Below are 25,454 nucleotides of genomic sequence, written 5' to 3' on the forward strand. Positions count from 1 at the left end.
TTCTTCTGCTTAATTTTTTGTTACATACTTATAAAATTTCACCACGACTTACTTAGCTTAGGGCAAATTGGCTCTGGCAACCAAAAAGCGATTGATGCTTTGGTGGAATTAATCGGCAAACCACAAATGGATAATTCTACCCGATGGCAAGCGGCATCTAGCTTAGGGGAAATTGGCTCTGGCAACCAAAAAGCGATTGATGCTTTGGTGGAATTAATTGGCAAACCACAAATGGATAATTCTACCCGATGGCAAGCGGCATCTAGCTTAGGGCAAATTGGCTCTGGCAACCAAAAAGCGATTGATGCTTTGGTGAAGTTAATCGGCAAACCACAACTGGATGATTATACCCGAAGGCTAGCGGCATTTAGATTAGGGAAAATTGGCTCTGGCAACCAAAAAGCGATTGATGCTTTGGTGGAGTTAATCGGCAAACCACAACTGGATGATTATACCCAAAGGTTAGTGGCATCTAGCTTAGGGCAAATTGACCCTGGCAACCAAAAAGCGATTGATGCTTTGGTGGAGTTAATCGGCAAACCACAACTGGATGATTATACCCAAAGGTTAGTGGCATCTAGCTTAGGGCAAATTGACCCTGGCAACCAAAAAGCGATTGATGCTTTGGTGGAGTTAATCGGCAAACCACAACTGGATGATTATACCCGAAGGCTAGCGGCATCTAGCTTAGGAAAAATTGGCTCTGGCAACCAAAAAACGATTGATGCTTTGGTGAAGTCAATCGGCAAACCACAACTGGATCATTATACTCGAAGGCGAGCGGCATCTAGCTCAGAGCAAATTATCTCAGAGGAACAGATGCCGAGTGTTGTCACCAAGTTGAAGGATTACTTATCACCAGAAATTTACAAAAATGACTTTGAGCGATTTCATAATTGCTACGAAGTTATCTGGAAGTGCGCCCAAAGTATGCCCTACCCCGCTTTTTATCAAGCTTGGCATCAATAAGAGAAAGTGAAAGATGGAGAGTAGGAAACAAAAATACTTCCTCCAGCCAAAACATAAGCGAAATTTAGAAGCAGCAATCCCTTGTAAAGACGTGATTCATCCCATCTCGTAGGCGTCTCGTAAATCTATCGCGTCTGATCTTTCCACAATCCAGGGAATGCGATCGCACCTAATAAAACAGATATTGCGATCAGAATGGGAATGTGATCGCAAAAACGATCGCCCCTTGTAGAGACGTGATTCATCGCTGATTCATCGCGTCTTCTTGTGTTTGATTATTCATCGCGCCTAATGCTATTTACGCGTATAACGATGTTTCACCCCAATAGGAAAATATTCAGCGTCCCCCATTGGCGCTAACATAACCTGTGGTGTTTGATATTCTGCGGGAACATAATTAGCAAACTCGCTATTTAGACGTAGCAGTTGTGAAAGAATAGAAGATGCGATCGCAAGTCTTCGATCTTCACTACCCTCTACCCCTGGCGCTAACTCCACAACCACAGATAAAAATCGGTTCTTGTCAGCATCTTCCTTCACCTGCAACACAAATTTACCTGTCACCCATTCTTGAATTACTGGTTGTTCTAATCCCACCGTCACATTTTCGGGATAGATATTTGCGCCAAAGTAGGAAACTGTAAAGTTAGAACGCCCGAAGACATAAACAAAAGGTAGCTGATGAATACCTCTAGCTGATTGTTGAGTATCACAACGGAGATTTTCAAGCGGGTTAAATCCCCATTCTGCTAAAAATTGCAGCATGGCATCATAACTAATTATCCCGCCAGTATCTAAAATGTCATAACGTACTAAGGGAATACCGTTATCTCCCGAAAACAGCAATCCGCCATCTTGAACTTCAAAAAAGCGACTGCAAGGATCATATTGTACTAGCGTGGGTAAACGCGATTCTCCAAATAAAGCTCTAGCTGCATCAGGATTTTCTGCCAAAAAACGGCGAATGCAGATACTTAATGGTGTTTCATTACCCAAAACTCCGGCATCCGCAGTGCCGTAAAGTGATGCAAAATCATAGCAAGGATTTTGTGAACCAACTCTTTCACCAACTAAACTCCGCCATTCTTCACTAAATACTTCTCCCGCCATGACTAATTTAATCTGATATTGCTGCCACTCCACACCACGGGCGATACCAGTATCAATCACATCTTTCAAAAATGGCGGGTATCCCAATAACACCACTTGTTCAAATTCTGAACCTAATTCTTGGACAACTCGCAAGATTTCTTCTTTGTTGTTACCAGGAGTAATTACGGTGATGGGATAACCTTTGCTAGCAAGATAACGACAGCAATTAGTAGTAAACATTCCACCTACCCAAGTGCCCAAAGTGAAACAAATTACTGCTAGGGTACGTCTCGTATCTGCATAGAAACTATCGTGAAAAATCTGTTCAAAACGTGTGGCGATTTGGAGTTCATCTGTGAAAAAACGAGGCCAAAATGTCGGTTTCCCACTGGAACCTGATGAAGCAGCTATCATGTCGCACGCTTGGAGTTGTCCGTTGCGGCACAAGTCAGCTAAGGGATAACGCAGTATATAATTTTGTTTAGCGATCGCTGGTAGTTTTTGAAACTCCTCTAAGGTTTGAATAGTCGCGGGATTAATTTCCCTTTCTGCTAAAAAAGTCTTGTAGGCAGGTACATTAGCCGCCACATCGTGAAATAAACTCAAAGCTACCGAAGTTTGAGTGTTGAGATGCCGTTGCAGTAGTGTTTCTAGGGGGGTAGACAAAAAATCTTCAAATGCTTTAATTACTTGCTGCTGTCTTGATTTTGGGTTCATGACGCTTGTTGTTTATCCTCAAGTAAAATCAACATCGTTAAACAGTGCTGAGTGCTGAATAGCGAGTGCTGAGTAAAAAAACAATAATCGCACGGGCTAAACCCTAGCTATCCGCTAACAGCATCAAATTCTCCTAACCTTTGGTAGGATATCCGAAAATGAGGATAGGCGCGTTGTAGTTTTTCAATAAAACCTTAATTTATCCTTGGGCACCATGCAGCTCTATTGCAGTAAACAACACACAAATAATGGTGAGAACCGCTTTTGCACCCTTTGTGGTGAGCCATTACCTCTTGCTGTGGGACAGGTTGTGGATAATCGCTATCAAATTATCCGTCATCTAGGACAGGGGGGCTTTGGCCGCACCTATTTGGCGGAGGATAGAAATAAAGCTCATCAAACCTGTGTGCTGAAGGAGTTTGCACCCCAAGTACAAGAACATCAAGATTTACAAAAAGCTAAAGAGTTATTTGAACGAGAAGCAAATGTCCTGAAAAAACTCCAGCATCCACAGATTCCGCGTTTTCACGCCTCGCTACAAGTGAAGATAGGCGCTAAAGATTTTTTCTTTCTCGTACAAGATTATGTGGATGGTGATAATTACTACCAATTATTAGAACAGCAGCAGAGTCAAGGAAAAACCTTTAGTGAAGAGGAAGTAATCACCCTCCTGCAACAGATTTTACCCGTGTTATCCTACATCCACTCACGAGATGTGGTTCACCGTGATATCTCTCCTGATAATTTGATTTGGCGGCGTTCCGATCATCTGCCAGTGCTGATTGATTTTGGTGGTGTCAAGCAATTACCGGCTTCTCAAGGTTTTTGGCGCACTAAGCTAGCAGAAAATAACACTTTGCTGGGTAAAAAAGGCTACGCTCCAGAGGAACAGCTACGGCAAGGCAAAGCATTTTTTAGTAGTGATTTATACTCTTTAGCAGTGACAATATTGGTATTGCTCACAGGTAAAGAACCGCAAAAACTATACGACAGCTATCAGGGAATTTGGGGATGGGGAAAGGAAATCCGAGTTAGTCCCCAACTGGAAGCGGTGTTAAAAAAGATGCTGGCTTATAAACCGAGCGATCGCTATCAACGAGCCGAGCAAATTCTCAAAGATTTACCATCGTCAACTGTTAGTAAATCCCCAGGCAATTATATTACCACCAAGATCAAGACGATGGTCGTTGCTCCAGGAAGACAACGCGCCAGTGCTATTGTGAGTAGATTCCAGAACAGAACGCAAGCGATCGCGAAACCGAGAACTTTCCCTGTTTGGATTCGCCCTTTTGTGATGAGTTTAGGGGGAACGGCTTTAGTTGGATTAACTTTAGCGGCGGGAAATGCAGCCATTCGAGCTGTAACTTCAATCACCATCCCATCAATTTCATTACCTTCATTACCGCAAATCCCACAGTTTCCAACTGGAAAACCAGCCGGCGACAAAGGAAAAAATAGTGATCTCCAGAAAATTATCAGTCGTCGTCAACAGCTAGAAATTACTGAAGGATTTTTTATTCCCTTTGTAGATAATTTATTTTATACAAAAAAACCGGAATTAAAGGGACGTAGCCTGACATCTAAACCTGAAGACGCTGGTTTACGAGATGAATGGTCTGGTATTGCTGACGATTTATTGAATAAATTAGAACAGGCTAACCTCAGTCCAGCATCCCGCCGGAAATTAGGTAAATATAGTCAAAAAGATTATGACACATGGAGACGGCAAGCGCGATCGGGGCAGTTTGGGAACTATACAATTGATCAGTTGACCAAAGACACAAATGAAAAATTTGATCGGTTGTTTCCTGATCAGCAGCGTGAGAAACTGAATCAACAGACTTTTGGTCAAATTTGGTATGCGATCGCAGCCGATCAAGTCAGTAAAGTACAATCTGGCAAGTAAGGGAACTGGGGACTGGGGAAAAGTAACTTAATAACAAATGACAAATGACAAATGACAAAAATATATTGTTCTAAAGGACATGAAAATTCCCCAGGTAGTCGCTTTTGTCTCCAGTGCGGTGAAAATTTGTTGGATACGCCCATGAGTTATAGTATCCAACCGGGACTAACTTTAGGCGATCGCTATGTGATTGTGCGTCAAATTGGTCAAGGTGGCTTTGGACGCACTTATTTAGCTGAAGATGTCAACCGATTCCGCGAACTTTGTGTTTTAAAAGAATTTTCCCCTCAAGTTCAAACCGCTTACGTTGTCCAAAAAGCTGAAGAACTGTTTGAGAGAGAGGCGAGTGTTCTTTATAAACTGCAACATCCCCAAATTCCCCGCTTCCGGGAACTGCTGCGGCTGAATTTAGGGGGCAAAGAATATCTGTTTTTGGTACAAGATTATGTCGAAGGGGAAACTTATAATTCTTTGTTAAATACCCGCATACAACAGGGTTTGCGCTTTACAGAGGCGGAAGTAAGCCTATTGTTGCAACAAATTTTGCCAGTGTTGGAGTATATCCATTCCATAGGCGTTATTCATCGAGATATTTCTCCAGATAATTTAATGCTTCGCACTGTTGACAAACTGCCAGTGTTAATTGATTTTGGCGGTGTCAAACAAGTAGTAGCAGCCGTTGCTTCCCAATATTACCAACCCGGCGTAGTTGCATCTTCTCCATCACCAACCCTATTGGGTAAGATAGGATTTGCTCCCCCAGAACAGATGCAAACTGGGTTAGTATCTCCCCACAGCGACTTGTATGCAATGGCCGCAACAATGTTGGTTTTACTAACAGGAAAACAACCCCAAGAATTAATTGATACCTACACTCTTAGTTGGCAGTGGCGACGGGAAGTTAATCTGAGTCAAACTTTGGCACAGGTATTAGATAAAATGCTATCTGCCAGACCAAGCGATCGCTATCAATCAGCCCGTCAAGTACTCCAAGCTATCAACCCGCCCCCAGCTAACTATCCCCCTACTCAATACCCCACTCCAGCACAACCCACATCTGCCACTGTCGCCATCTCCCCACCTCCTCCATCCCCCTCATACCCCTCATACCCCCCATCTCCTCAGCCCACAAGCTGGTGGACACCAACAAAAACCTTCCTAGTGGCGGCAGCGGTAGCTGGTACTGTCGGATTAGTTTGGTGGGGAGTGAATAGTAGCCGAGATATAGGGGAAGTCAAACCTACACCCACAGCCAGTCCAATTCCAACTAGCGATCAACCAACCGATCCCTTAGCGCAATATTCACCAGCAGAACGGCAGCGCAAAGAAAGATTAAGCGATCGCCGTCAACAGTTGGGTATTGACTCTAACTTCTACATCAATTTGGTGAATCAAGTTTTTTGGGATAGAAATCCCAGTTTACGGGGACGTACTCTCAGCAATGGCCCTGAAGATGAGAGTTTGCGGGCAGAATGGGATAAAACAGCTTCAGAATTGTTGGAAAAGCTAGCGCCACTGAGTTCAAAAACACGTCAGCAACTTGGGACTTATACAAGTGCTGAACGCGATCGCTGGAAAGTGGAAGTCAACAAAATCAACGTTGGTAGTAGTTCTTTGTATGATTTAGGAGATGCTGCATTTTTAAGTGTATTTCCTGAACAGCGTGGTAAAGATTTTCTTAGTCAACCCATTGGACAAGTTTGGTACGGATTTGTTAGCGATCAACTCAGTGCTATCCTCGCCCGTAGCGCTTTCCAGAAACTAGTCTTTGATCAGGGTGCTACCGGCAAAACAGTCAGCGGTGTTCTCCAACCTGGTGCTGGGAAAGTATTTATTGCTGGACTTGCCAAAGACCAATCTCTGGAATTGAAGTTGCAAGGAAATTCCCAAGTTTTGTTATCAGTCTATTCACCATCTGGCAAAATCAAATTTTTGGAAGATTCTACGCAACATAGTTTGTCAACTAAATTACCAGAAAACGGATTTTACGAGTTTGTTGTAGTTTCCACAGCATCGAAACCAGCAGATTATCAACTCACCATTACAGCGGAAAATCCCACCCCTCCCCCATCACCTACACCAACGCCCACGGAAACACCCACGCCAACTCCCACACCCACACCAACGCCCACACCAACTTCTACACCAACTCCTATAGAAACCGCTACTCCTACACCAATACCAACGCCGGAGACAACGCCCTAGTACCGCAAGGCGGAATTAAAAATTAAAAATTAAAAATTAAAAATGAATACAGCGTAAGCATTTCATTGATTTGGAATGGGTGGTTTATTTCCGCCGTGTTGTACTAGTGTTTTTGGAAGGGGATGCTAGGGAGACACACGAGAATTCTTTCACTGCGTCTTCTTATTTAGCGGGAAATTCTTCTAACTGCTTTGCGGTGAGATGTTGCTGTCTAACTACCACAAAACCATGTTCTCAAAGTGATTTTTTTAATTAACGCGACTCTAAATTGATGAGGTAGCTAAGATTGCAACCCCGCGGGACTTCAACTCCGAGTCTTGGTTGGTGCTTGGTTATGATGTAATTATTTTTAAGGCAAACTATAGCAATCCTATTTTATTTGTGAGAATTGAAACCCGCAGATTCTTCACTTATTCAAGAAGTTAGGAATCTTGTTTCTGCGCGTCTGATTCAGAATTACTATATATAGTCAGTTAGTATAGTAAATTTTTGTAGTGGTATTTTAACTGAGAAAGTTGGCATTCAGGCGATATCGTCCACCTTTTTCAACACATCGTCACCTGAATTCAATATAATTCTACAACTCAACCCAATAACGGTAGTTATTGGTGTATTTTGCAATTAAAACTACTTACTAATCAGCCAGAAAAAGAGTTCTTTTATCAAACGGAACCAGTCAGACTATTTTGGAATTTGACTGGTAACTTTACCATTGGATTACTTGATTTAATTGCTATTTTAACTCTCTGCAACATACCCAGATGCTAGCCTTTAAATTAAAATTTAAATTCCGCTAATTATAATGATTACCCAGTTTACTCTCAAATATTAATCGTTAACTGTACAGAACTAAACGTGCATAGGCGTAGCCCGTCGTAGACATCGCAGCTTTACTGCTATTTACTTGGATTCTTCCTGTGTATTCACGGAATCTACTAGGTAACTTTATCTAGCCTATCTGTAGTTTCCGTGTAATTTCTCAACCGTAATCCTTAATAAATATGTTACACAATGTTTAGGAACTTTTGCAGATAGATTAACCATAATTACAGCAGATGATGAATTTTATCCAAGTTCTGATACTTTTTAGATTTAAATTTAATAATTAGCTAAACTTATTAAGTATTTTGCCAACAATATTTTTCATAAATGATTTTTATGCAAGAAAACAAAATTGAGAATATGGTAGGGCAAAAGGCAGAATTAGACGATTACATTGGACAATTTTTAAACAATCGCTATTTAATCAGAGATTTGATTGGCAAAGGAGGGATGGGTAGAGTTTATCTAGCCGAAGATACTGCTAAAGGTGGTATGCCAATCGCAGTCAAAATCTTATCACTCAGTTTGGCGAACCAGCAAATGTCCCAACGCTTTGCCAGAGAGATTTTTATTGGCGCTCAATTGGGTCGCAAAAGTAAACATATTGTTCGCATCTTAAGTTATGGCGTTACTGACGATAAAACTCCATTTTATGTAATGGAATATCTCCAAGGAAAAAATCTCAAACAAATTCTTAAAATTCAGCCCTTAACAATATCGAAGTTTTTGCATATTTGTAACCAAATTTGCTTAGGTTTACAATGTGCCCATCAAGGTATCAGCCTTAAAGGAGAGATTTATCCTATTGTTCACAGGGATATTAAACCAGAAAATATATTCATTAGCGAAGATAATAAACAAGGAGAAATTGTTAAGATTCTAGATTTTGGAATTGCCAAGTTTTTGACAGAGCGAAGTGGGATGACTCTGACAGATTCTTTTATTGGCAGTTTGCCTTACTGTTCTCCAGAACATATGGAAGGACGCAAATTACTAGATGTCCGTTCTGACATTTACAGTTTGGGAGTACTAATGTTTGAGATGCTGACAGGAAAGCATCCATTTCAGACAAAAAGTAACTCCTTTGGTACTTGGTATCAAGCACATCGCTTTCAAATGCCACCTACAGTTGAGGAAGTGAATCCGCAAGTCAAAATCCCGCAGATATTAGAAAAAATATTGATGAGTTGTTTAGCTAAAGAAGTAAGCGATCGCCCTCAAAATATTAACCAAATATTAGAAGATTTAGAAAAGGTTAAAATTCAACTTAGTGATGTTATTCCTAGCAATAGTAGTGAAATTATTAAACTCTCATTTCCGGTTCAATTAGTCCCGGCAACTTTATTATCAGAAAAAGAGTGTTTGCAGAAAACTTGGCCTAAAAACAAACCAATCGCACCAATTGGGTTTCCCCATTTAATCCATACTCCTCAAAGACCGATACCAACTTTTTGGGCAATGTTGCCTAAACAAGAGATTACAAAATTTCTGGATAAAATACACAGCACTGAATTTATTAGTAAAATGGATGTATATCCGATGCTATTATGGGTAACAGTACTATACGATGCCCAGCTTACTATGACTAAGTGGCTACCTTATTTTCTAGATTTAAAAGATAATAAAGGGCAAAATATAGCACGTAGTTTAGTAGAAGTTGGCTACTATCATCTCCTATTTTTTCCTTTAGAAGATCCAACCCGTTGCTCTCATGTAACCACTTTAAACCTCACAGCTAACCAGCGCCAGCAACTTGTAGATTGGTTAGATATGAGTCAACAGTCAAATGAATTAATTTTGCCGAATCAAGCCAAAAATATTCTCAAAACAGAGTACGAAAAGCTGAAGTTAGATATCTTACGAAAGTTAGCCGCACATCAAAAAGCAGAGAAAGAAGGTTTAAAAAATTGGATGGATAAATTTTTAGAGATTTTTTTTAAACTTTTATCACGTTCTTGAAAGTCTGCTATCAAAATCAAAATGCTTGCCACCATTCCCCAACGATCTTCTTACGCGTGTATTGCTAACTTAAAATGGACTCAGCAGCAGAGGTGAACAAAGTGAATCAAAGTCCATTTACATCTCCAAGTAGTACAGGCTTGCTTGCCAATCGTTATCAACTCAAGCAACTAATTGGTAGTGGTGGTATGGGTGAAGTTTTTTTAGCAGATGATATTTTGTTAGGAGGTATACCAGTTGCTATCAAGTTTTTGACTCAAACTGTTGTCGATATTAAGATGCAACAGGACTTTGCTCGTGAAGCTTTAATGAGTGCAGCTTTGAGTCAAAAGAGTGTACATATAGTGCGGGCGTATGATTATGGTGTGAATGAGAAAGGAAAACCATACTATGTCATGGAATATCTATCAGGCAAGAGTTTAAAGGACTTAATCCCGTTGCCTTTGCCCATGTTTGTGACTCTTTCTCGTCAGATTTGTTTAGGCTTACAATGCGCCCATCAAGGTATTAACATTGATGGTAAAATTTGTCCGTTGGTTCATAGAGATATCAAACCTGCCAATATATTAGTTATTCCCGATCCGATATTGGGTCAGTTAGTTAAAATACTCGACTTTGGTATTGCTAGATTTTTAAATTATGCATCAACAGCCAGCACAAGTAGGGGATTTAATGGCACATTACCCTACTGTTCTCCAGAACAGCTAGATGGGGAAAAATTAGATAGTCGCTCTGATATCTATAGCCTGGGTGTGATGATGTTTGAGATGCTTACAGGTAAAAAACCTTGGCAACCAGAAACTGATTACTTTGGTGCTTGGTATAAAGCACATCACTTTGAACAACCAAAAGCGATCGCAGAGGTTAAACCCACTCTGCAAATACCTCAAAAGCTGAATAATTTAATCATGGCTTGTCTGGCAAAAAAAGCAAGCGATCGCCCCCAAAATATCGCTCAAATTTTGCAAGTATTAAACAGTTTAGAACAGTCCAATTGTCCCAGCTTCCCTACAACTTTAGCCTCTAGTTCCATCTTTAGCCGTCCCTTAGATTCTGGATTACCAATCGCAGTAGAACAAAGTTGTCGGCAACTTTTGTGGCCTCAAAAGAAACCAATTCAAGAAATTGTTTTTCCCCAGCTTCTAGACACTACACAAGGATCTATGACAGCCCTATGGTTGATGTTGCCTAAACAAGAAATCAAAAACTATGCCGTTTCTACCCGTTATAACCAGTTTATCTTTATGACATCCCCTCACCCAATGCTGTTGTGGGTGACTGTACTCTACAATCGGCAATTGCCTCCTAAGTGGCTACCGTGCTACTTAGATATGCAAAATCCCCAAAATCTTAGGCTGGTAAGTTTCCTGGCTAAAAATGAACACTATCCTTTGATTTTCTTTACTCTGGAAGCACCACATTCCTGCACCAACGTTCTCAGCAGTCGCATTGAGCCAACTCAGCGGCAAATGTTGAAAACTTGGGTGCAACAGAGTCAAAGTCTACCACCCGCTTCTCAACCCCATTTGAGCAAACAGCTATTAAAGCAGCAGTATAAACAAATGCAATCCCGGATATTGCAGCATCTGGAATCAGAGCCACAAGTTGTATTATCAGGGTCTGTTTAACGAACAAATTCGCACCTGGGAGAGATGAGACAAAAATAATTCCTAATTCCCAACTCCAAAACACTTGACAAGGAGAAAAAAAATAGTGATAATAGCAAAGTTGCCAAACAAGGGACTGTAGTTCAATTGGTTAGAGCACCGCCCTGTCACGGCGGAAGTTGCGGGTTCGAGCCCCGTCAGTCCCGTTCTAAATTTATGAGTGGTGAATCACTGAACTGAACTTCGGTGATTTTAGATTTTGAATTCCCCAAATAGATTAACTCAGAATTCAGGGTTTAAATATAAGCTACATTTATCATGCTTTGCGAAAGAGAGAATCAACTGTGACTGTTAGAGTCCGAATTGCGCCGAGTCCAACCGGAAATTTACATATTGGTACAGCTAGAACGGCTGTATTCAACTGGTTATTTGCCCGTCACCACGGCGGGAAATTTATACTGCGAATAGAAGATACAGATTTAGAGCGATCGCGTCCCGAATACACCGACAATATTCTTGAAGGACTGCGCTGGCTAGGGTTGAACTGGGATGAAGGGCCATTTTTTCAATCCCAACGCCTGGATTTTTATAAAGAAGCAGTAGAAAAACTGCTAGATCAAGGATTAGCCTATCGCTGCTACACCACTTCCGAAGAATTAGAGGCGCTCCGAGAAGCTCAAAAAGCCAGAGGCGAAGCACCTCGCTATGACAACCGTCACCGCAACCTCACCCCAGAACAACGCGCCGCCTTTGAAGCAGAAGGTCGTTCTTCTGTAATTCGCTTCAAAATCGAAGATGGGCGGGAAATTGTCTGGAATGACCTAGTACGGGGAAAGATGTCTTGGCGAGGTAGCGATTTAGGTGGTGATATGGTCATCGCCCGCGCCTCAGAAGAGGGTAGCGGTCAACCCTTATACAATTTTGTAGTTGTCGTGGATGACATTGATATGGAAATCACCCATGTCATCCGCGGAGAAGACCACATCGCCAACACTGCCAAGCAAATTTTACTGTATGAAGCAATGGGTGCAAAAATCCCAGAGTTTTCCCATACGCCATTAATTTTGAATATGGAAGGGCGCAAGCTTTCTAAGCGAGATGGCGTCACTTCCATTTCTGACTTTCAGAAAATGGGCTTTACCTCTGAAGGCTTGGTAAATTACATGACATTGTTGGGTTGGTCGCCACCAGATTCCACACAAGAAATATTTACCTTAGAAACAGCAGCTAAAGAATTTGGCTTTGAGCGCGTCAATAAAGCAGGTGCAAAGTTTGACTGGGACAAGCTGGATTGGTTGAACAGTCAATATATTCACAAAACGCCAGTAGATAAACTCACAGATTTACTCATCCCCTTTTGGGAAGCGGCTGGCTATAAATTTGATGGTGGACGCGTAGACGCAGAGCGGCTTCTCGTCAGAGATCGCCCCTGGTTAGAACAGCTAGTAACTTTAATTAGTCAGAGTTTGACTCGCCTGGTAGATGGAGTAGCTCAAAGCCAACTGTTTTTTAGCGATACAGTTGAATTTAGCGAGGAAGGCAGTACACAACTAAAGCAAGAAGGTTCTGCTGCTGTCCTTGAAGCGATTGTCACAGCTTTAGAAAATCAGCCGCAACTGTCAGAAGCCGCTGCCCAAGACATTATTAAACAAGTGGTGAAAGAGCAAAAAGTCAAAAAAGGCTTAGTAATGCGATCGCTCAGAGCAGCCTTAACTGGAGATGTTCATGGCCCCGACTTAATCCAATCTTGGTTACTACTAAATCAGATTGGTTTAGATAAGCCGCGCTTGAGTCGGGCTATAACGGAAGCTAAGTAGCGATTACTTCCAGATTTTAGAAATATTTTAGATTTTAGGGGCGCACAAACGTGTGCCCCTATCCATAAGGTAGAGCAACTATGAGAACAAGAAATCATTGACTAATTACTAATGAATTATCCCCAATTTCAAATCTAAAATAGGTAGTCAATTCTCCTCATCTTGGGAACTTGGTGTGTAAAATTCATGTCTTCAAAAACACTTAGAAGCGAACGTAATTACAATGCCGACAAAAGCGCTCAATAGAGGGATGAGATTATCGTTCATGATAGTTACGCTCTTCATCATATCGACAGTTAATGCTGTAACTGATGCTCAGGAAGCGCCAACGATATTTGGAGATGTCACCATTAGCCCTCAGTTTTCCCCAGACCCCTTGACAGTTCGCGGGATGAGTGGTGGTTCAATATCTGGGAGTCAAGTAGCTGGGAGGAGCGAAACAGCCACTGGCCCTTGTACCGGATTTGTTGATGAAACACCAGACCACACATTCGCACTCACAAGTAAATTTGACTACCTAAAGCTACAAGTGCAAAGTCCTGAAGACACCACCATAATTATCAAGGGGCCCGGTGGTACTTGGTGCAATGACGATTTTGATGGCAAAAATGCCGGCATTGTTGGTGAATGGCTGGCTGGAAGTTACCAAATTTGGGTTGGTTCCTACGAAAAGGGCAAGTATCTCCCTTACACTCTACAAATTACAGAAGTGAAGTAGGGCATTGGGCATTGGGGATTAGATTAAATCTTAGAGTTCAACTAATTTTTTCTAGTCCCCAGTCCCCAGTCCCCAGTTCCCCAGAATCATGATTGAGAGCGGCTTGAACGACACTAGGAGCATTCTGGAGAAATTCTCCATGTCTTTGCATCCCGTTGCGCTCCCTTTTCTCGTGCGATATTGTATTAAAATTAAGTTAACTTTGATTAAGATTCTTGTTGGCATCGCCATAATGCGCCGATCGCCGTATGGCAGTGCATATAAGAGATCAAATTAAACAAAATGGATTTATAAACATCCGTTTAACAGCTTAAAGTGACAGAGTGATGAACATTCGGTTGCTAGGGCTAATGATTTGTATAGGCATCTAGAGGCAAATTAACATGAAATTCTCTTGGAAAGTCCTGGCACTCTGGACATTGCCGGCTTTGGTAATTGGCTTTTTCTTCTGGCAAGGGGCCTTTGCAGGCGCTCCTACTGACATGAGTAAGAATGCAGCCAATACCCGCATGACCTATGGTCGCTTTCTAGAATACTTGAACGGCGATCGCGTTACCAGCGTCGATCTGTACGAAGGCGGTAGGACAGCAATTATAGAAGCCCGCGATCCAGACATCGAAAATCGTGTCCAAAGGTGGCGTGTGGATTTGCCTGTTAACGATCCTGAGTTAATTAGCAAGCTCAAAGAAAAAGACATTAGTTTTGATGCTCACCCCATGCGGAATGATGGCGCAATTTGGGGATTGTTGGGCAATCTCGTCTTTCCAGTCTTATTGATTACTGGGCTGTTCTTTTTGTTCCGGCGTTCTAGCAACCTCCCCGGCGGGCCAGGTCAAGCGATGAACTTCGGCAAATCCAAAGCGCGTTTCCAAATGGAAGCAAAAACCGGGGTCAAATTTGACGACGTAGCCGGAATCGAAGAAGCTAAGGAAGAATTGCAAGAAGTTGTTACCTTCCTCAAGCAGCCAGAAAGATTTACTGCTGTGGGCGCACGGATTCCCAAGGGAGTACTGTTAGTTGGGCCTCCTGGAACTGGTAAAACTTTACTAGCAAAAGCGATCGCAGGCGAAGCAGGCGTACCTTTCTTCAGTATTTCCGGTTCGGAATTTGTGGAAATGTTCGTTGGTGTGGGTGCATCCCGCGTCCGCGACTTGTTTAAGAAAGCTAAAGACAACGCCCCCTGTATTATCTTCATCGATGAAATCGACGCTGTGGGCAGACAACGGGGTGCTGGTATCGGCGGTGGTAACGACGAGAGAGAGCAAACCCTCAACCAATTGCTCACCGAAATGGACGGGTTTGAAGGTAACACAGGCATTATTATTATTGCTGCTACCAACCGTCCCGATGTACTAGACTCAGCTTTGTTGCGTCCCGGTCGCTTTGACCGCCAAGTAACAGTCGATGCACCCGATATCAAAGGGCGTTTGGAAATCTTGCAAGTCCATGCGCGGAATAAGAAACTAGATACTAGTGTATCTTTGGATGCGATCGCTCGGCGCACTCCTGGATTCACTGGTGCTGACTTAGCCAACTTACTCAACGAAGCAGCAATTCTCACTGCGAGAAGACGCAAAGAAGCCATCACCCTCCGCGAAATTGATGATGCGGTGGATCGGGTAGTTGCTGGGATGGAAGGCACTCCCTTGGTGGATAGCAAGAGCAAGCGCTTGATTGCTTACCACGAAATCGGACACGCCTTAGTTGGAACTTTGTTAAAAGACCATGACCCAGTACAGAAAGTTACCCTGATTCCACGAGGACAAGCACAGGGTTTAACTTGGTTTACACCCAATGAAGAACAGGGGTTAATTTCTCGTTCCCAGTTGAAAGCCAGAATTACTGGTGCTTTGGGTGGTCGCGCCGCCGAAGAGGTAATTTTTGGGGCTGCGGAAGTCACAACTGGCGCGGGTGGAGACTTACAGCAACTATCAGGAATGGCCCGGCAAATGGTGACTCGGTTCGGGATGTCCGACTTAGGCCCACTGTCGTTAGAAAGCCAGCAGGGAGAAGTATTCTTGGGTCGTGACTGGACAACCCGATCTGAGTATTCTGAATCCATTGCTTCCCGCATTGATGGACAAGTCAGGGAAATTGTTGAGCAGTGCTACGACAATGCTAAGAAGATCATCCGTGACCATCGCACTGTCACCGATCGCTTAGTAGATTTGCTCATCGAAAAAGAAACCATTGACGGCGAAGAATTCCGCCAGATTGTAGCTGAGTACGCTGAAGTACCTGAGAAGCAACAGTATGTACCGCAACTGTAATAGTTGACTCAATTCTAGCTAGCATCTGGAAATGAGTAAAGTAATAAAAAATAAAATGGGGATGGCGTATACCACCCCCATTTTTTTGAGAAAAATTATAATGTTTAGGGACAATTCATGAATTGTCCCTTTTTAAAATTCTCAAAATTTATGAACCTAATAAACTCTACAACAAACTTTGTTTTTTCAAATTAGCTAGTGCATCTTCAGCAGCAGCTTTTTCTGCATCTCTTTTATTGCGTCCCTTACCTTCGCCGTAAATTTTTCCATCTACCAATACTTTTGCTATGAATTCTGGCGCGTGAGAAGAACCTCCTATTTGTTCTGTGAAATATTTGGGAGGAGTTGGAGTAACAGTGCGTTGCACCCATTCCTGAAAGCGGTTTTTTGAATCTACAAAATTGTTGGACTTACTATCAGATTCATGAGGAACAGGTGAGTTTTGAACTATTGCTGAATCAAACAATGGTTCCACAAAATCGCGGACTGATTCAACTCCAGAATCTAGAAAATAAGCACCAATAATTGCTTCAAAAGTGTTACTGAGCAACCTAGATTGTGTTCGCCCTCCATCTTTTTCTGCACCCTTACCTAACCGCATCCACCTACCCAAGTCTAAACTAACAGCAAACTTTGCTAACTGCGGTTTATCTACCAACCGAGAACGTAAAGGTGTTAATTCGCCCTCTTTTTTGTCTGGATAACGACGATATAGATACTCGCCACTCAGGAAATTTAGTAACGCATCACCCAAAAACTCCAGTCGTTCATTATCTTCACCTGAATTAGGGTTTTCATGCATATAGGATGTGTGAGTAAGTGCGCGGAGCAAGAGAGATGCATCTTGAAAGGGCAATTGTTTTAGTAGTTCATCCAAGTTTTCTCTTATGCGTGCTTCTTCAGCTTGCTTTGGAGAAAGCATTCGCAGAACTTCTTGCTTGTGCTTTTCTACAATATCTGCTTCTGATGCTGAAATAGCTTTGAGAAGTCGAACAATACTATCAAGTGCGCGATAGGTATCATCAGTAGATAAACGCTTTCCATTCATTTCATGCGCCCATTTGTTACGAACTTCAATGAGTTCGCTAACTAAGGCACGTTCACCATGACCCAGTTTTCTTTTAAAAACCTGATTCCACTGTCCAATTATTACTTTTAGTAACTCAGAAATATCATCACGCAGAATATCTTCTGGATTGCGCTTTAAACTTTGGTTATCGGATAAACTAGATGTCGCTATTTTCAGCCAGCGCTCACCATGAACTTTTCGCATTTCCTGTTCAAAATAGGGATATAGACCCTGATTTAAATAAATTAGAGCGCTTTCGATTCGGTTGCGATTACTAATAGCCATTGAAGTATTTGATATTACAAATGATTTTCTGGTATTTGTTCCGCAAACGCGGACTTAGTTCGTGTAGCTTTATTATTCAAGGTTTTGAGTTTTCAGGGTAATGAAACAAGTTGTGTAAATAATATTCGAGTTAATAAATAATTTACGGCTTACTTTGCGCGATCGCACTATACAAAATACCTAAAATTTTCTTAATATCTTTAATATAATATTCACTCAAATCAATCGAAACTATATTACCTTCAAGCCTGATAAATTGCCAGATAGTACCGATAGTAACAGCACCATATATAGCTTTTATTTGATTTCCACCTCTCTCGTTAAATAACTGTGCAGCTACCATTTCGACAATACATTGGGCTAAACCAGACCTCAAATTCTCATTTTTACTTTCTACTAGGACAACTACCGGACTACGTACAAGCAACTGCTCTGAAGAAAGACTCAAAATAAAATCACAAAATCCGTTTAACCCTCGCTGGCTATCAACAGTAAAATCAACTCCAGAAAACAAACTTATTTCATAATTAAATTTGCGTCTAATTTATAATAAAATTGGACTGATGATCATTTAACTTCGAGCTTTTTCCGAACTTATCGCTACTGCTAAATCAACATTCTCTTTAAGTATAGTAGATAATAGTTCACTATATTCTTTCTCCTGTATGTTTGCAAATAATCCAGATGACTCGTGGATAACTAATCCAAAAGAATCAATAACTTCAATAAGTTTAAAATCACTATAACCCATAAAACTTACTCCTTGGTATTATGACTGAATATTATCTCATTTTATAGCAAGGTTTAAAAAGTCAGCTTTGGCGGAAACACCATCACTAAATCAAGAGATAAATCAGGGAAGCAAGGAAATTGTATTACCTTATTTGATAAAACAATTCGCTTGTTTAAATAACCATATTTACCTTGACTATTCTGATATGCTTCACTGTAAGCTTCCAAAAAATTATCAAATAAATTGAATATCCAATAATCAGCAATACCTGCTTTAGCATAAAGAGGTATTTTCACATCTTGGTCATAACTCAAAGAAGAATCGGAAACCTCCATCACCAATAACACATCAGCAGGTTGAGGATGACCAGATAGATAATTATCATCTCGGTTTTGAAGAATAGCAAAATCTGGTTCAGGTTCGCTGTTAGGTGGCAAAGCAATCGGGGCTTGAGATTGCAAAGTTGCTCTATCACCTACAATTTTTGGAAGTTCTCGCAACAAGTTTCGCAAACAAGTCTCATGGGCTGTCCCTTTGGATGCCATTTCAATAATTTCCCCGTTGATTAATTCAATGTGGTCATCTTCATGGAAAAAGCCCAATTCTCCAAGCCTGTGGTATTCAGCTAGTGTGAAGCGTTTAGCCTGGGCAATACTCATAAATCTTCCTCCCAAGGGAAATGTGATGACGTAACGCCCACCGGAGGCGATCGCACTTATATTCTAAATGTGTCAGAAATTGGTATGCTAAAGGCCGAGACTCGCTAATTTGCAAACAATGCCTGCGCCTACTATCAATCCCACAATCACTGCTTTTCCCTTGACAGCCGTAGTTGGTCAAGAAGCAATAAAATTAGCCTTGCTGTTAGCCGCAGTCGATCCTGGTTTGGGAGGAGTGGCGATCGCAGGTCGTCGCGGTACGGCAAAATCTGTAATGGCTCGTGCTATCCACGCTCTACTACCGCCGATTGAAGTTGTCAAAGGTTCAATCAGCAATTGCGACCCCAATCACCCAGAAGAATGGGACGATCAACTGTTGGCGGAGTACGCAGACAAAGACATTCAAGATGTGCCCGTCGAAATCATCCCCGCGCCTTTTTTGCAAATTCCTCTAGGTATTACAGAAGACCGACTCCTCGGTTCAGTGGATGTGGAAAAGTCGGTAAAACAAGGTGATACGATTTTTCAGCCCGGATTACTCGCTACAGCAAACCGGGGTGTACTGTACGTAGATGAAATTAATTTATTAGATGACCAAATATCAAATCAGCTTTTAACAGTATTATCTGAGGGACGCAACCAGATTGAACGGGAAGGGATTAGTTTTCAGCATCCGTGCAAATCCCTATTTATTGCCACCTATAATCCAGAAGAAGGCGGATTACGAGAGCATTTGCTAGATAGAATTGCGATCGCACTCTCTGCTGACGGTGTACTCGGCTTAGATCAAAGAGTAGAAGCAGTTGAAGTTGCGATCGCTTATTCTAAATCTCCCCAAGATTTCCTCAAGCAGTACAACGAAGACTTAGACTCCCTCAAAACCCAAATCATCTTGGCGCGGGAATGGTTAAAAGAAGTAATCATCACCCACGAACAAATTGCCTACTTAGTAGATGAGGCCATTCGCGGCGGAGTTCAGGGACATCGCGCCGAGTTATTCGCCACGCGGGTTGCCAAGGCCGCCGCGGCTTTAGAGGGACGGACAACAGTTAATGCTGAAGATTTGCGCCGTGCAGTGGAATTGGTAATTGTACCACGCGCCACAGTTGTGCAGACACCACCACCAGATCAAGCACCGCCACCGCCTCCACCGCCGCCGCAACAGAATCAAGAAGAACCCCAGGACGAATCAGAAGAAGAAGAGGAAGAACAAGAAGAACAGGAAGAAAATCAAGAGCAAGAACCCCCCAGCATCCCGGAAGAATTCATTTTTGATCCAGAAGGGGTAATTCTTGATGACAACGTGCTTTACTTTACTCAAATGGCGAAGCGGCAAGGTAAATCTGGTAGTCGTAGTGTCATCTTTTCCGATGACAGGGGACGCTACATTAAGCCAATGTTGCCCAAAGGGAAAGCACGACGCATTGCAGTAGATGCCACCTTAAGAGCTGCGGCTCCTTATCAAAAAGCACGGAGAGAAAGACAACCAAATAGAAAAGTTATTGTAGAACAACCTGATATTCGCTCGAAACGCCTGGTACGCAAAGCTGGGGCGTTGGTAGTATTTGTGGTAGATGCTTCTGGCTCAATGGCCTTGAATCGAATGCAATCGGCTAAAGGTGCGGTGATGCAACTGTTGACTGAAGCTTATCAAAACCGCGATCAAATAGCATTAATTCCCTTCCGAGGAGAACAGGCAGAGGTATTATTGCCTCCAACACGTTCTATTGCTTTGGCACGTAACCGTTTGGAAAGGTTGCCCTGTGGTGGGGGTTCGCCTTTAGCACATGGTTTAACTCAAGCTGTGCGCGTCGGCTTAAATGCTCAGATGAGTGGAGATATTGGACAAGTTGTCCTTGTCGCAATCACCGATGGGCGGGGTAATATTCCCTTAGCGCGTTCTTTGGGTGAACAGCTAGAACCAGGAGAAAAGCCAGATATCAAAGGAGAATTATTAGAAATTGCTGCCAGAATCCGGGCTTTGGGGATGCAACTATTAGTAATTGATACAGAAAGTAAATTTGTGTCTACTGGCTTTGCTAAAGAATTATCGCAAACAGCAGGCGGTAAATATTATCATTTGCCGAAAGCGACAGACCAAGCTATTGCTGCCATGACCAAAGGTGCGATCGCTGATTTAAAATCTAGATAATTAGTTATTAGTCATTTGTCATTTGTCATTTGTCAGTTGCTTTTCTACTAACCACTGACCATTAACTAATAACATCAAGACCCAGTGGGCATTACCTGTGGTTGTAAATAGCAAATCAAATCTTGAATTCCCTTTTGCAGATAGCGCGTTACTGTCATTGGACTAGTACCAATGTTCTTAGCCGCATCCTTGCGAGAAAGTTCCTTCAAGAATACCATTTCAACTGCCATGCGGGGCTTTTCTTCCAACATATTGATTGCGCCTTGGAGTTGTTGGCGTTCTTCTTCTTGTTGTAGAAGCACATGAGAACGAGGACAAGGAAGTGCCTCACCCAAGGTTATTTGGCAATCAACATAGTTAACTGCGGTTGCATCTAAACTCAAAGGCATCCGGTTTTGAGCAGCTAACTTTGTTTCTTGCCATTCTTGCACCGATACCCGAAGTTGGCTAGCAATTTCAGCATCCTTGGGCGGGCGACCTAAAGAGATTGATAAGTCCTTGCGAATTTTTTGTCCTTCATTGTATAATTCTTGCCAACGACGGGGAATTTTTAATAGAGTACTGCGATCGCGCAAAAAGTGCAGCATCTCACCGCGAATATATGGCACTGCAAAGGAACTAAAAGCATATCCTTGGCTAGGGTCGAAACGCTCAATAGCCCTAATCAAACCAAAATACCCAATCTGTTCTAAATCTTCATAAGGTTCATTACATTGATGGCTGAATTTATGAGCCATCTTCCGTACTAAGCCAGTATGTAACTGTACAAGTTTATTACGAAGTTTAATAGAAGGATTCTGGTGGTACAAGTGCAATAATTCTATACCATCAGTTCGTAAAGAGGACTCACTTGTTGCCATATACATTCCCTTGTTGTAACTCCTATTCCTGAGAAAATGGAGTTGCGTATATTTTCTTCTAAGCTGTTATTATTTTGCTGAGTCAGGGAAGAATAAGCCATCGTCGTTTCACTGAACTTGTCAGGGGTCGAACTCCACAATTCAGTATTTGTACGCATGATTTTGTTGCTATCACTGTTACAGGTTATTTTTGTTATTTACATAACTCTTGAATTGCACATAATCTTTAGCTTTTGCAACAAAAACTAGCTATTTATGCTGAACAATGCATAACTAACCTAATAGCCATCTGTGATACTGAGTGCAACCTAGATCGACACTGAATTAGTCGCAAAAGAGACTGGGCAATTTTATCTCTTAGTACGCACCGTCATTAATAAAAGTCGAAAATCCAAATTGGAGGTTGGGTTGAAGAACAAAACCCAAGCTACAAAAAACAGAATTCCGACTGATTATTATGGGGATTTGTACTTAGTTAGGTATTGACGGGCATTTCCGTTCAATATTGCTAAAGTGGGAATTTGGGAAACTTAGTGGAAACATAGGAACAGTTTATTGAGATGCAAGTTTGCTGGGCAATTCATCTCAAAGATTGGGCATTCGTAGATGAGGAAAGTTTACGAAAATTGCACTGTGATGCCAATACGGTTCGGTGAAAGGGGAAAGGTTTTGAATACATCCTTTACCCTTTACTCCTTCTCCTTTCCCCAGACCACAAGGAAAGTGAAAAATGCTTATCCGAACCGTATTGGGTGTGATGCAACGGAAACCTTTGTAGTTTTTTCAGATGAAAGTTAACACTCTTTGCGAATATAGAGTTGTGCGCGAACAACTACAAGCAAAACTCCAGGGTATGCACTTGTGCCTATTTTCTAACAGAATCCCTGAAATCAGGGTTTTTGGTAAAAGTCTTATGCTGTAGGAATTTTAGATTATTCTCTCGCAAAGTGATGGAAGCTCGATAGTACTAATTGGTAGCTTTTCGTTTTTTATCTAGGTTATAAGAAATGTCAAAAGCTGATTTATTACCCATCACATAGTATTGAAGTCGACGCTCGATGATATTTCTAAACCGGGAAATAAAATCAAAAATAAAGTATGGGTTTTTCCTGATTTCTGTTAATCCTGTTAACCATTTACCTTCCTTTATAGGCATTACCACTTTAAAATAATCTAGATTTTTATTATAGACTGCAAGATTATAAGATAGAGCACGAATTAAAGCTGGATTTTTTTTCACAACTTCTTGTTCCATAAAATAATTAGTAGAACTCAAGTATTGATTTAGAGATGACAATATGTTTTGACGGACTAGAGAAATAGGACGTGAACGGTAAAAATAATAGGGTTTTGGCACAAGAAAAAAGCGAGCGCCATTGATTAAGAATTTCATATCAAACCAAAAGTCTTCGGCTATGCTGAGGTTTTCATCGTACATAATGCCGTGCTTAACCAGAAATTCTCGTTTGAATAGAGGTTTGCTTAAACCAAGATGCAACCCTGGTTTTCCATAGACATCAGTTTCTACAAAATAAACGATGTCAATTGGGATAATTTTATCTATACATTCTCCACTTTCTTGAATCAATGTACTCCAAGGAGATGTTGCACCATCTTTGATAAGATGAAGATCATCAGCGATCATGTCTGCATTTATTTCATTTGCCAGATACACAAGCTTTTCCAATCTGTCGGGAACATACCAATCATCTGAATCAAGCACAGCAATCCATTCTCCTTGGGCTGCTCTGAGGGCACGATTACGCGCAGCAGAAACCCCAAGGTTTTGTTGATTAACTATTATTTTGAGACGTTGGTCAGTAAAACTTTTAGCAATTTCTACAGTTTTATCACTTGAACCATCATCTACCATGATAACTTCAATATCATCGAGCGTTTGCTCTAAGGCTGACTCTATTGCCTTGGCAATATAAGCTTCAGTATTGTAAGCAGGGATAATGACTGAGACTTTAGGATTCACGAAGCTAAAACTCCAGACTACACGGTTAGGTAAAAATGCATCTACACAATTCGATATCTTTGCTAAAAACAGAGGTCGTCTAATTTTTGCTGAAACAGCCTAAGACAAGCATTTTATTAGCTAGGTTTTTTGCCTGATGGCAAAAACAAGTGTGTATTATCTAGATTTGCTCTATCCCAATCCTTGTAAATTGGCGAAGGTCTTGATTGAATATTGCACTTTGTCTTGGCACAACTATGAAGAGGTGATGTCAAAACTGTGACAAAATTACATGATTTTTAACCGCCGGCGGGATTTTTCTGGATTCAAACACGATGTATTTCAACAATTGAAGGAGTTGTGAGGATAAATCCTAGACACTCCAGCATATTTAATAAAGGTGAATCATCTGGGGCTATTTGATTCTAAATCTAGACAGAATATGGTGCTAAATCGACATCACATCACCCCAGAAAGGGCAGAAAACAAGCAATCAGCCAAAAATTAGCGATCGCTCGCTATCTACTGGATAGACTAGACAGCACCTGAAAAAGCTTCAGCTTGCAGCTTTTTCGCTTCGTTGAACTCACGTTAATTTTTTACAACAAAGCCGCCCTTCATATTTGGCAACGATATTAAATCCTTGGCTGTTAACCGCAAAGATTGGTAAGAATAGGAATAAGCAGAACGTTTCCCTAAAAAACAGTTTTTCAATATGAGCAATACCAGTAATTTTCGTGAAGCTATCCGTGAGGCTAAATCTCACGCCCTCGTTGGCCCAAACGTGATTGCAAACGCCCTCCCCTACGTCGGTGGTGGATTGGTGCTAACGGCATTAGGAACCTACGGCGGTTTAGGAGTTATCCGTACTAACCCCGAAATATTCTTTCCCACCTTTATTGGTGCGGTGATTCTGGAGTTAATTTTGTTCTTTGTTGCCCAAAATGTTGCCCAGAAAGGTAACAAGGGGCTTGCACTACCCCTGTTGGCAACCTACAGCCTCTTGTCTGGATATACTCTCAGTGGTTTGATATTTGTCGCTTTGAGATCCCAAGGTGTTGGCATTCAAGGCATTGGCTTGGCTGCCCTTGGTTGTGGCGTTACTTTTATTTTCGCCCGTCAAATAGGTTCAAATCTCTCTGAACAAGACGGTATGGCTTTGACGAAAACCATCAATCTTGGTGTCATTGCCTTGGTGGTTGTATGTTTAGCCCAATTTGGATTTGCCATGTTTGGTGTTTACACGCCAAATTGGTTAGAAATCGCCATCTCTGGTTTAGGAGTATTCCTGTTTGTTGGGGTTTCTGTAGTTGATTTCTACATCTTGCCCCGCACTTACAGCGATGATCAATATCTGCCTGCTGCTTTGTCGATGTACCTCACTTACATCAACTTGTTTGTCTTTATCTTGCGGTTGCTAATTGCCATCAATGGCCGCGATTAATTGTCTGTAGACACTAGCAAAAGTAAACTTTTATAAGGCAAAACCGTGGTTAAATTTTTAGCAACCACGGTTTTTTCATCGTTTTAATAGTATAATATATAGACAAGTTCAGCCTAAAGTGAGTAAAACTATGCTAGAACTCTCAAATATCAAAATCGAAGTATAAAGGTTGTCTAATATCTTGACTAAGGCTGAAGGTTGTCTTTGACC

18 protein-coding genes and 1 tRNA gene are annotated in these 25,454 nt (G+C 41.6%); 11 read left to right on the forward strand and 8 right to left on the reverse strand.

The genetic code is table 11. The annotated features are described in order from the left end of the window. On the forward strand, nt 1-969 hold a 969-nt coding region (locus HWQ44_RS29255; RefSeq protein WP_292725452.1), incomplete at its 5' end, for a HEAT repeat domain-containing protein. 294 nt (nt 970-1,263) lie between these two features. Here HWQ44_RS29255 and HWQ44_RS29260 read toward each other — a convergent pair. After that, nucleotides 1,264-2,778, reverse strand: coding sequence for a phenylacetate--CoA ligase family protein (locus HWQ44_RS29260; protein ID WP_292725453.1), 1,515 nt, complete (start codon nt 2,776-2,778; stop codon nt 1,264-1,266). A gap of 214 nt (nt 2,779-2,992) precedes the next feature. On the opposite strand from HWQ44_RS29260, the gene HWQ44_RS29265 reads away from it, so the two are divergent. From HWQ44_RS29265 to ftsH2, 8 genes are all read left to right on the forward strand, one after another. Continuing rightward, complete coding sequence (locus HWQ44_RS29265) at nt 2,993-4,684, forward strand: serine/threonine-protein kinase (protein WP_292725454.1); 1,692 nt, start codon at nt 2,993-2,995, stop codon at nt 4,682-4,684. Between the two features lie 51 nt (nt 4,685-4,735). After that, nucleotides 4,736-6,889 carry a serine/threonine-protein kinase gene (locus HWQ44_RS29270; RefSeq protein WP_292725455.1) on the forward strand — a complete coding sequence of 718 codons (2,154 nt, stop codon included), beginning with the start codon at nt 4,736-4,738 and terminating at the stop codon, nt 6,887-6,889. Between the two features lie 1,158 nt (nt 6,890-8,047). Beyond that, entirely contained in the window at nt 8,048-9,670 is a 1,623-nt protein-coding gene (locus tag HWQ44_RS29275) for a serine/threonine-protein kinase (protein WP_292725456.1), read from the forward strand. 101 nt (nt 9,671-9,771) lie between these two features. Beyond that, nucleotides 9,772-11,298: a serine/threonine-protein kinase gene (locus HWQ44_RS29280; RefSeq protein ID WP_292725457.1), complete on the forward strand. Its 1,527-nt coding sequence runs from the start codon at nt 9,772-9,774 to the stop codon at nt 11,296-11,298. Nucleotides 11,299-11,409: 111 nt separating this feature from the next. Further along, nucleotides 11,410-11,483 (forward strand) — tRNA-Asp (locus tag HWQ44_RS29285). Nucleotides 11,484-11,621: 138 nt separating this feature from the next. Continuing rightward, the gene (gltX, locus tag HWQ44_RS29290) at nt 11,622-13,094 is read left to right on the forward strand and encodes a glutamate--tRNA ligase (protein ID WP_292725458.1); all 1,473 of its coding nucleotides are present in this window, start codon (nt 11,622-11,624) and stop codon (nt 13,092-13,094) included. 223 nt (nt 13,095-13,317) lie between these two features. Beyond that, on the forward strand, nt 13,318-13,812 hold the full coding sequence (locus HWQ44_RS29295; RefSeq protein ID WP_292725459.1) for a hypothetical protein: 495 nt from the start codon (nt 13,318-13,320) through the stop codon (nt 13,810-13,812). Nucleotides 13,813-14,195: 383 nt separating this feature from the next. Next, the gene (gene ftsH2 / locus HWQ44_RS29300) at nt 14,196-16,082 is read left to right on the forward strand and encodes an ATP-dependent zinc metalloprotease FtsH2 (protein ID WP_292725460.1); all 1,887 of its coding nucleotides are present in this window, start codon (nt 14,196-14,198) and stop codon (nt 16,080-16,082) included. A gap of 166 nt (nt 16,083-16,248) precedes the next feature. Here the strand turns inward: ftsH2 and rnc are convergent, their stop codons facing one another. The 4 genes from rnc to HWQ44_RS29320 all read right to left on the reverse strand — a co-directional run bounded on the left by rnc (nt 16,249) and on the right by HWQ44_RS29320 (nt 18,828). After that, nucleotides 16,249-17,436, reverse strand: a complete 1,188-nt coding sequence (gene rnc / locus HWQ44_RS33690; protein ID WP_334728419.1) for a ribonuclease III — start codon at nt 17,434-17,436, stop codon at nt 16,249-16,251. 142 nt (nt 17,437-17,578) lie between these two features. Then, the gene (locus tag HWQ44_RS33695; RefSeq protein WP_334728420.1) at nt 17,579-17,950 is read right to left on the reverse strand and encodes a hypothetical protein; all 372 of its coding nucleotides are present in this window, start codon (nt 17,948-17,950) and stop codon (nt 17,579-17,581) included. Nucleotides 17,951-18,007: 57 nt separating this feature from the next. Next, complete coding sequence (locus HWQ44_RS33700; protein WP_334728421.1) at nt 18,008-18,187, reverse strand: hypothetical protein; 180 nt, start codon at nt 18,185-18,187, stop codon at nt 18,008-18,010. Nucleotides 18,188-18,240: 53 nt separating this feature from the next. After that, nucleotides 18,241-18,828, reverse strand: a complete 588-nt coding sequence (locus HWQ44_RS29320; protein WP_292725461.1) for a Uma2 family endonuclease — start codon at nt 18,826-18,828, stop codon at nt 18,241-18,243. A gap of 118 nt (nt 18,829-18,946) precedes the next feature. Here HWQ44_RS29320 and bchD point away from each other — a divergent pair, with 118 nt between their 5' ends. Further along, entirely contained in the window at nt 18,947-20,980 is a 2,034-nt protein-coding gene (gene bchD, locus HWQ44_RS29325) for a magnesium chelatase ATPase subunit D (RefSeq protein WP_292725462.1), read from the forward strand. Between the two features lie 74 nt (nt 20,981-21,054). Here the strand turns inward: bchD and HWQ44_RS29330 are convergent, their stop codons facing one another. The 3 genes from HWQ44_RS29330 to HWQ44_RS29340 all read right to left on the reverse strand — a co-directional run bounded on the left by HWQ44_RS29330 (nt 21,055) and on the right by HWQ44_RS29340 (nt 23,821). Next, on the reverse strand, nt 21,055-21,840 hold the full coding sequence (locus HWQ44_RS29330; protein WP_229498888.1) for an RNA polymerase sigma factor SigF: 786 nt from the start codon (nt 21,838-21,840) through the stop codon (nt 21,055-21,057). Further along, nucleotides 21,801-21,998 (reverse strand): hypothetical protein, encoded by a 198-nt coding sequence (locus tag HWQ44_RS29335; protein ID WP_292725463.1) that lies wholly within the window; start codon nt 21,996-21,998, stop codon nt 21,801-21,803. Before HWQ44_RS29335 ends, HWQ44_RS29330 begins: the two co-directional genes overlap by 40 nt. Before the next feature lie 809 nt (nt 21,999-22,807). Further along, nucleotides 22,808-23,821 (reverse strand): glycosyltransferase, encoded by a 1,014-nt coding sequence (locus HWQ44_RS29340; protein WP_292725464.1) that lies wholly within the window; start codon nt 23,819-23,821, stop codon nt 22,808-22,810. Between the two features lie 694 nt (nt 23,822-24,515). Between HWQ44_RS29340 and HWQ44_RS29345 the strand changes: the two genes are divergently transcribed. Further along, entirely contained in the window at nt 24,516-25,244 is a 729-nt protein-coding gene (locus tag HWQ44_RS29345) for a Bax inhibitor-1 family protein (protein ID WP_292725465.1), read from the forward strand. The last annotated feature ends 210 nt before the right edge of the window (nt 25,245-25,454 follow it).

Origin of the sequence: Nostoc sp. JL34, assembly GCF_017114945.1 — a bacterium.
Taxonomy (GTDB): Bacteria; Cyanobacteriota; Cyanobacteriia; order Cyanobacteriales; family Nostocaceae; genus Nostoc.

Excerpts from the sequence above, each read along its gene's own strand:
- HWQ44_RS29260 (WP_292725453.1), bottom strand. The coding sequence starts at position 2,778 with ATGAACCCAAAATCAAGACAGCAGCAAGTAATTAAAGCATTTGAAGAT.
- HWQ44_RS29265 (WP_292725454.1), top strand. The coding sequence starts at position 2,993 with ATGCAGCTCTATTGCAGTAAACAACACACAAATAATGGTGAGAACCGC.
- HWQ44_RS29270 (WP_292725455.1), top strand. The coding sequence starts at position 4,736 with ATGACAAAAATATATTGTTCTAAAGGACATGAAAATTCCCCAGGTAGT.
- HWQ44_RS29275 (WP_292725456.1), top strand. The coding sequence starts at position 8,048 with ATGCAAGAAAACAAAATTGAGAATATGGTAGGGCAAAAGGCAGAATTA.
- HWQ44_RS29295 (WP_292725459.1), top strand. The coding sequence starts at position 13,318 with ATGCCGACAAAAGCGCTCAATAGAGGGATGAGATTATCGTTCATGATA.
- ftsH2 (WP_292725460.1), top strand. The coding sequence starts at position 14,196 with ATGAAATTCTCTTGGAAAGTCCTGGCACTCTGGACATTGCCGGCTTTG.
- rnc (WP_334728419.1), bottom strand. The coding sequence starts at position 17,436 with ATGGCTATTAGTAATCGCAACCGAATCGAAAGCGCTCTAATTTATTTA.
- HWQ44_RS33700 (WP_334728421.1), bottom strand. The coding sequence starts at position 18,187 with ATGGGTTATAGTGATTTTAAACTTATTGAAGTTATTGATTCTTTTGGA.
- HWQ44_RS29320 (WP_292725461.1), bottom strand. The coding sequence starts at position 18,828 with ATGAGTATTGCCCAGGCTAAACGCTTCACACTAGCTGAATACCACAGG.
- bchD (WP_292725462.1), top strand. The coding sequence starts at position 18,947 with ATGCCTGCGCCTACTATCAATCCCACAATCACTGCTTTTCCCTTGACA.
- HWQ44_RS29330 (WP_229498888.1), bottom strand. The coding sequence starts at position 21,840 with ATGGCAACAAGTGAGTCCTCTTTACGAACTGATGGTATAGAATTATTG.
- HWQ44_RS29335 (WP_292725463.1), bottom strand. The coding sequence starts at position 21,998 with ATGCGTACAAATACTGAATTGTGGAGTTCGACCCCTGACAAGTTCAGT.
- HWQ44_RS29345 (WP_292725465.1), top strand. The coding sequence starts at position 24,516 with ATGAGCAATACCAGTAATTTTCGTGAAGCTATCCGTGAGGCTAAATCT.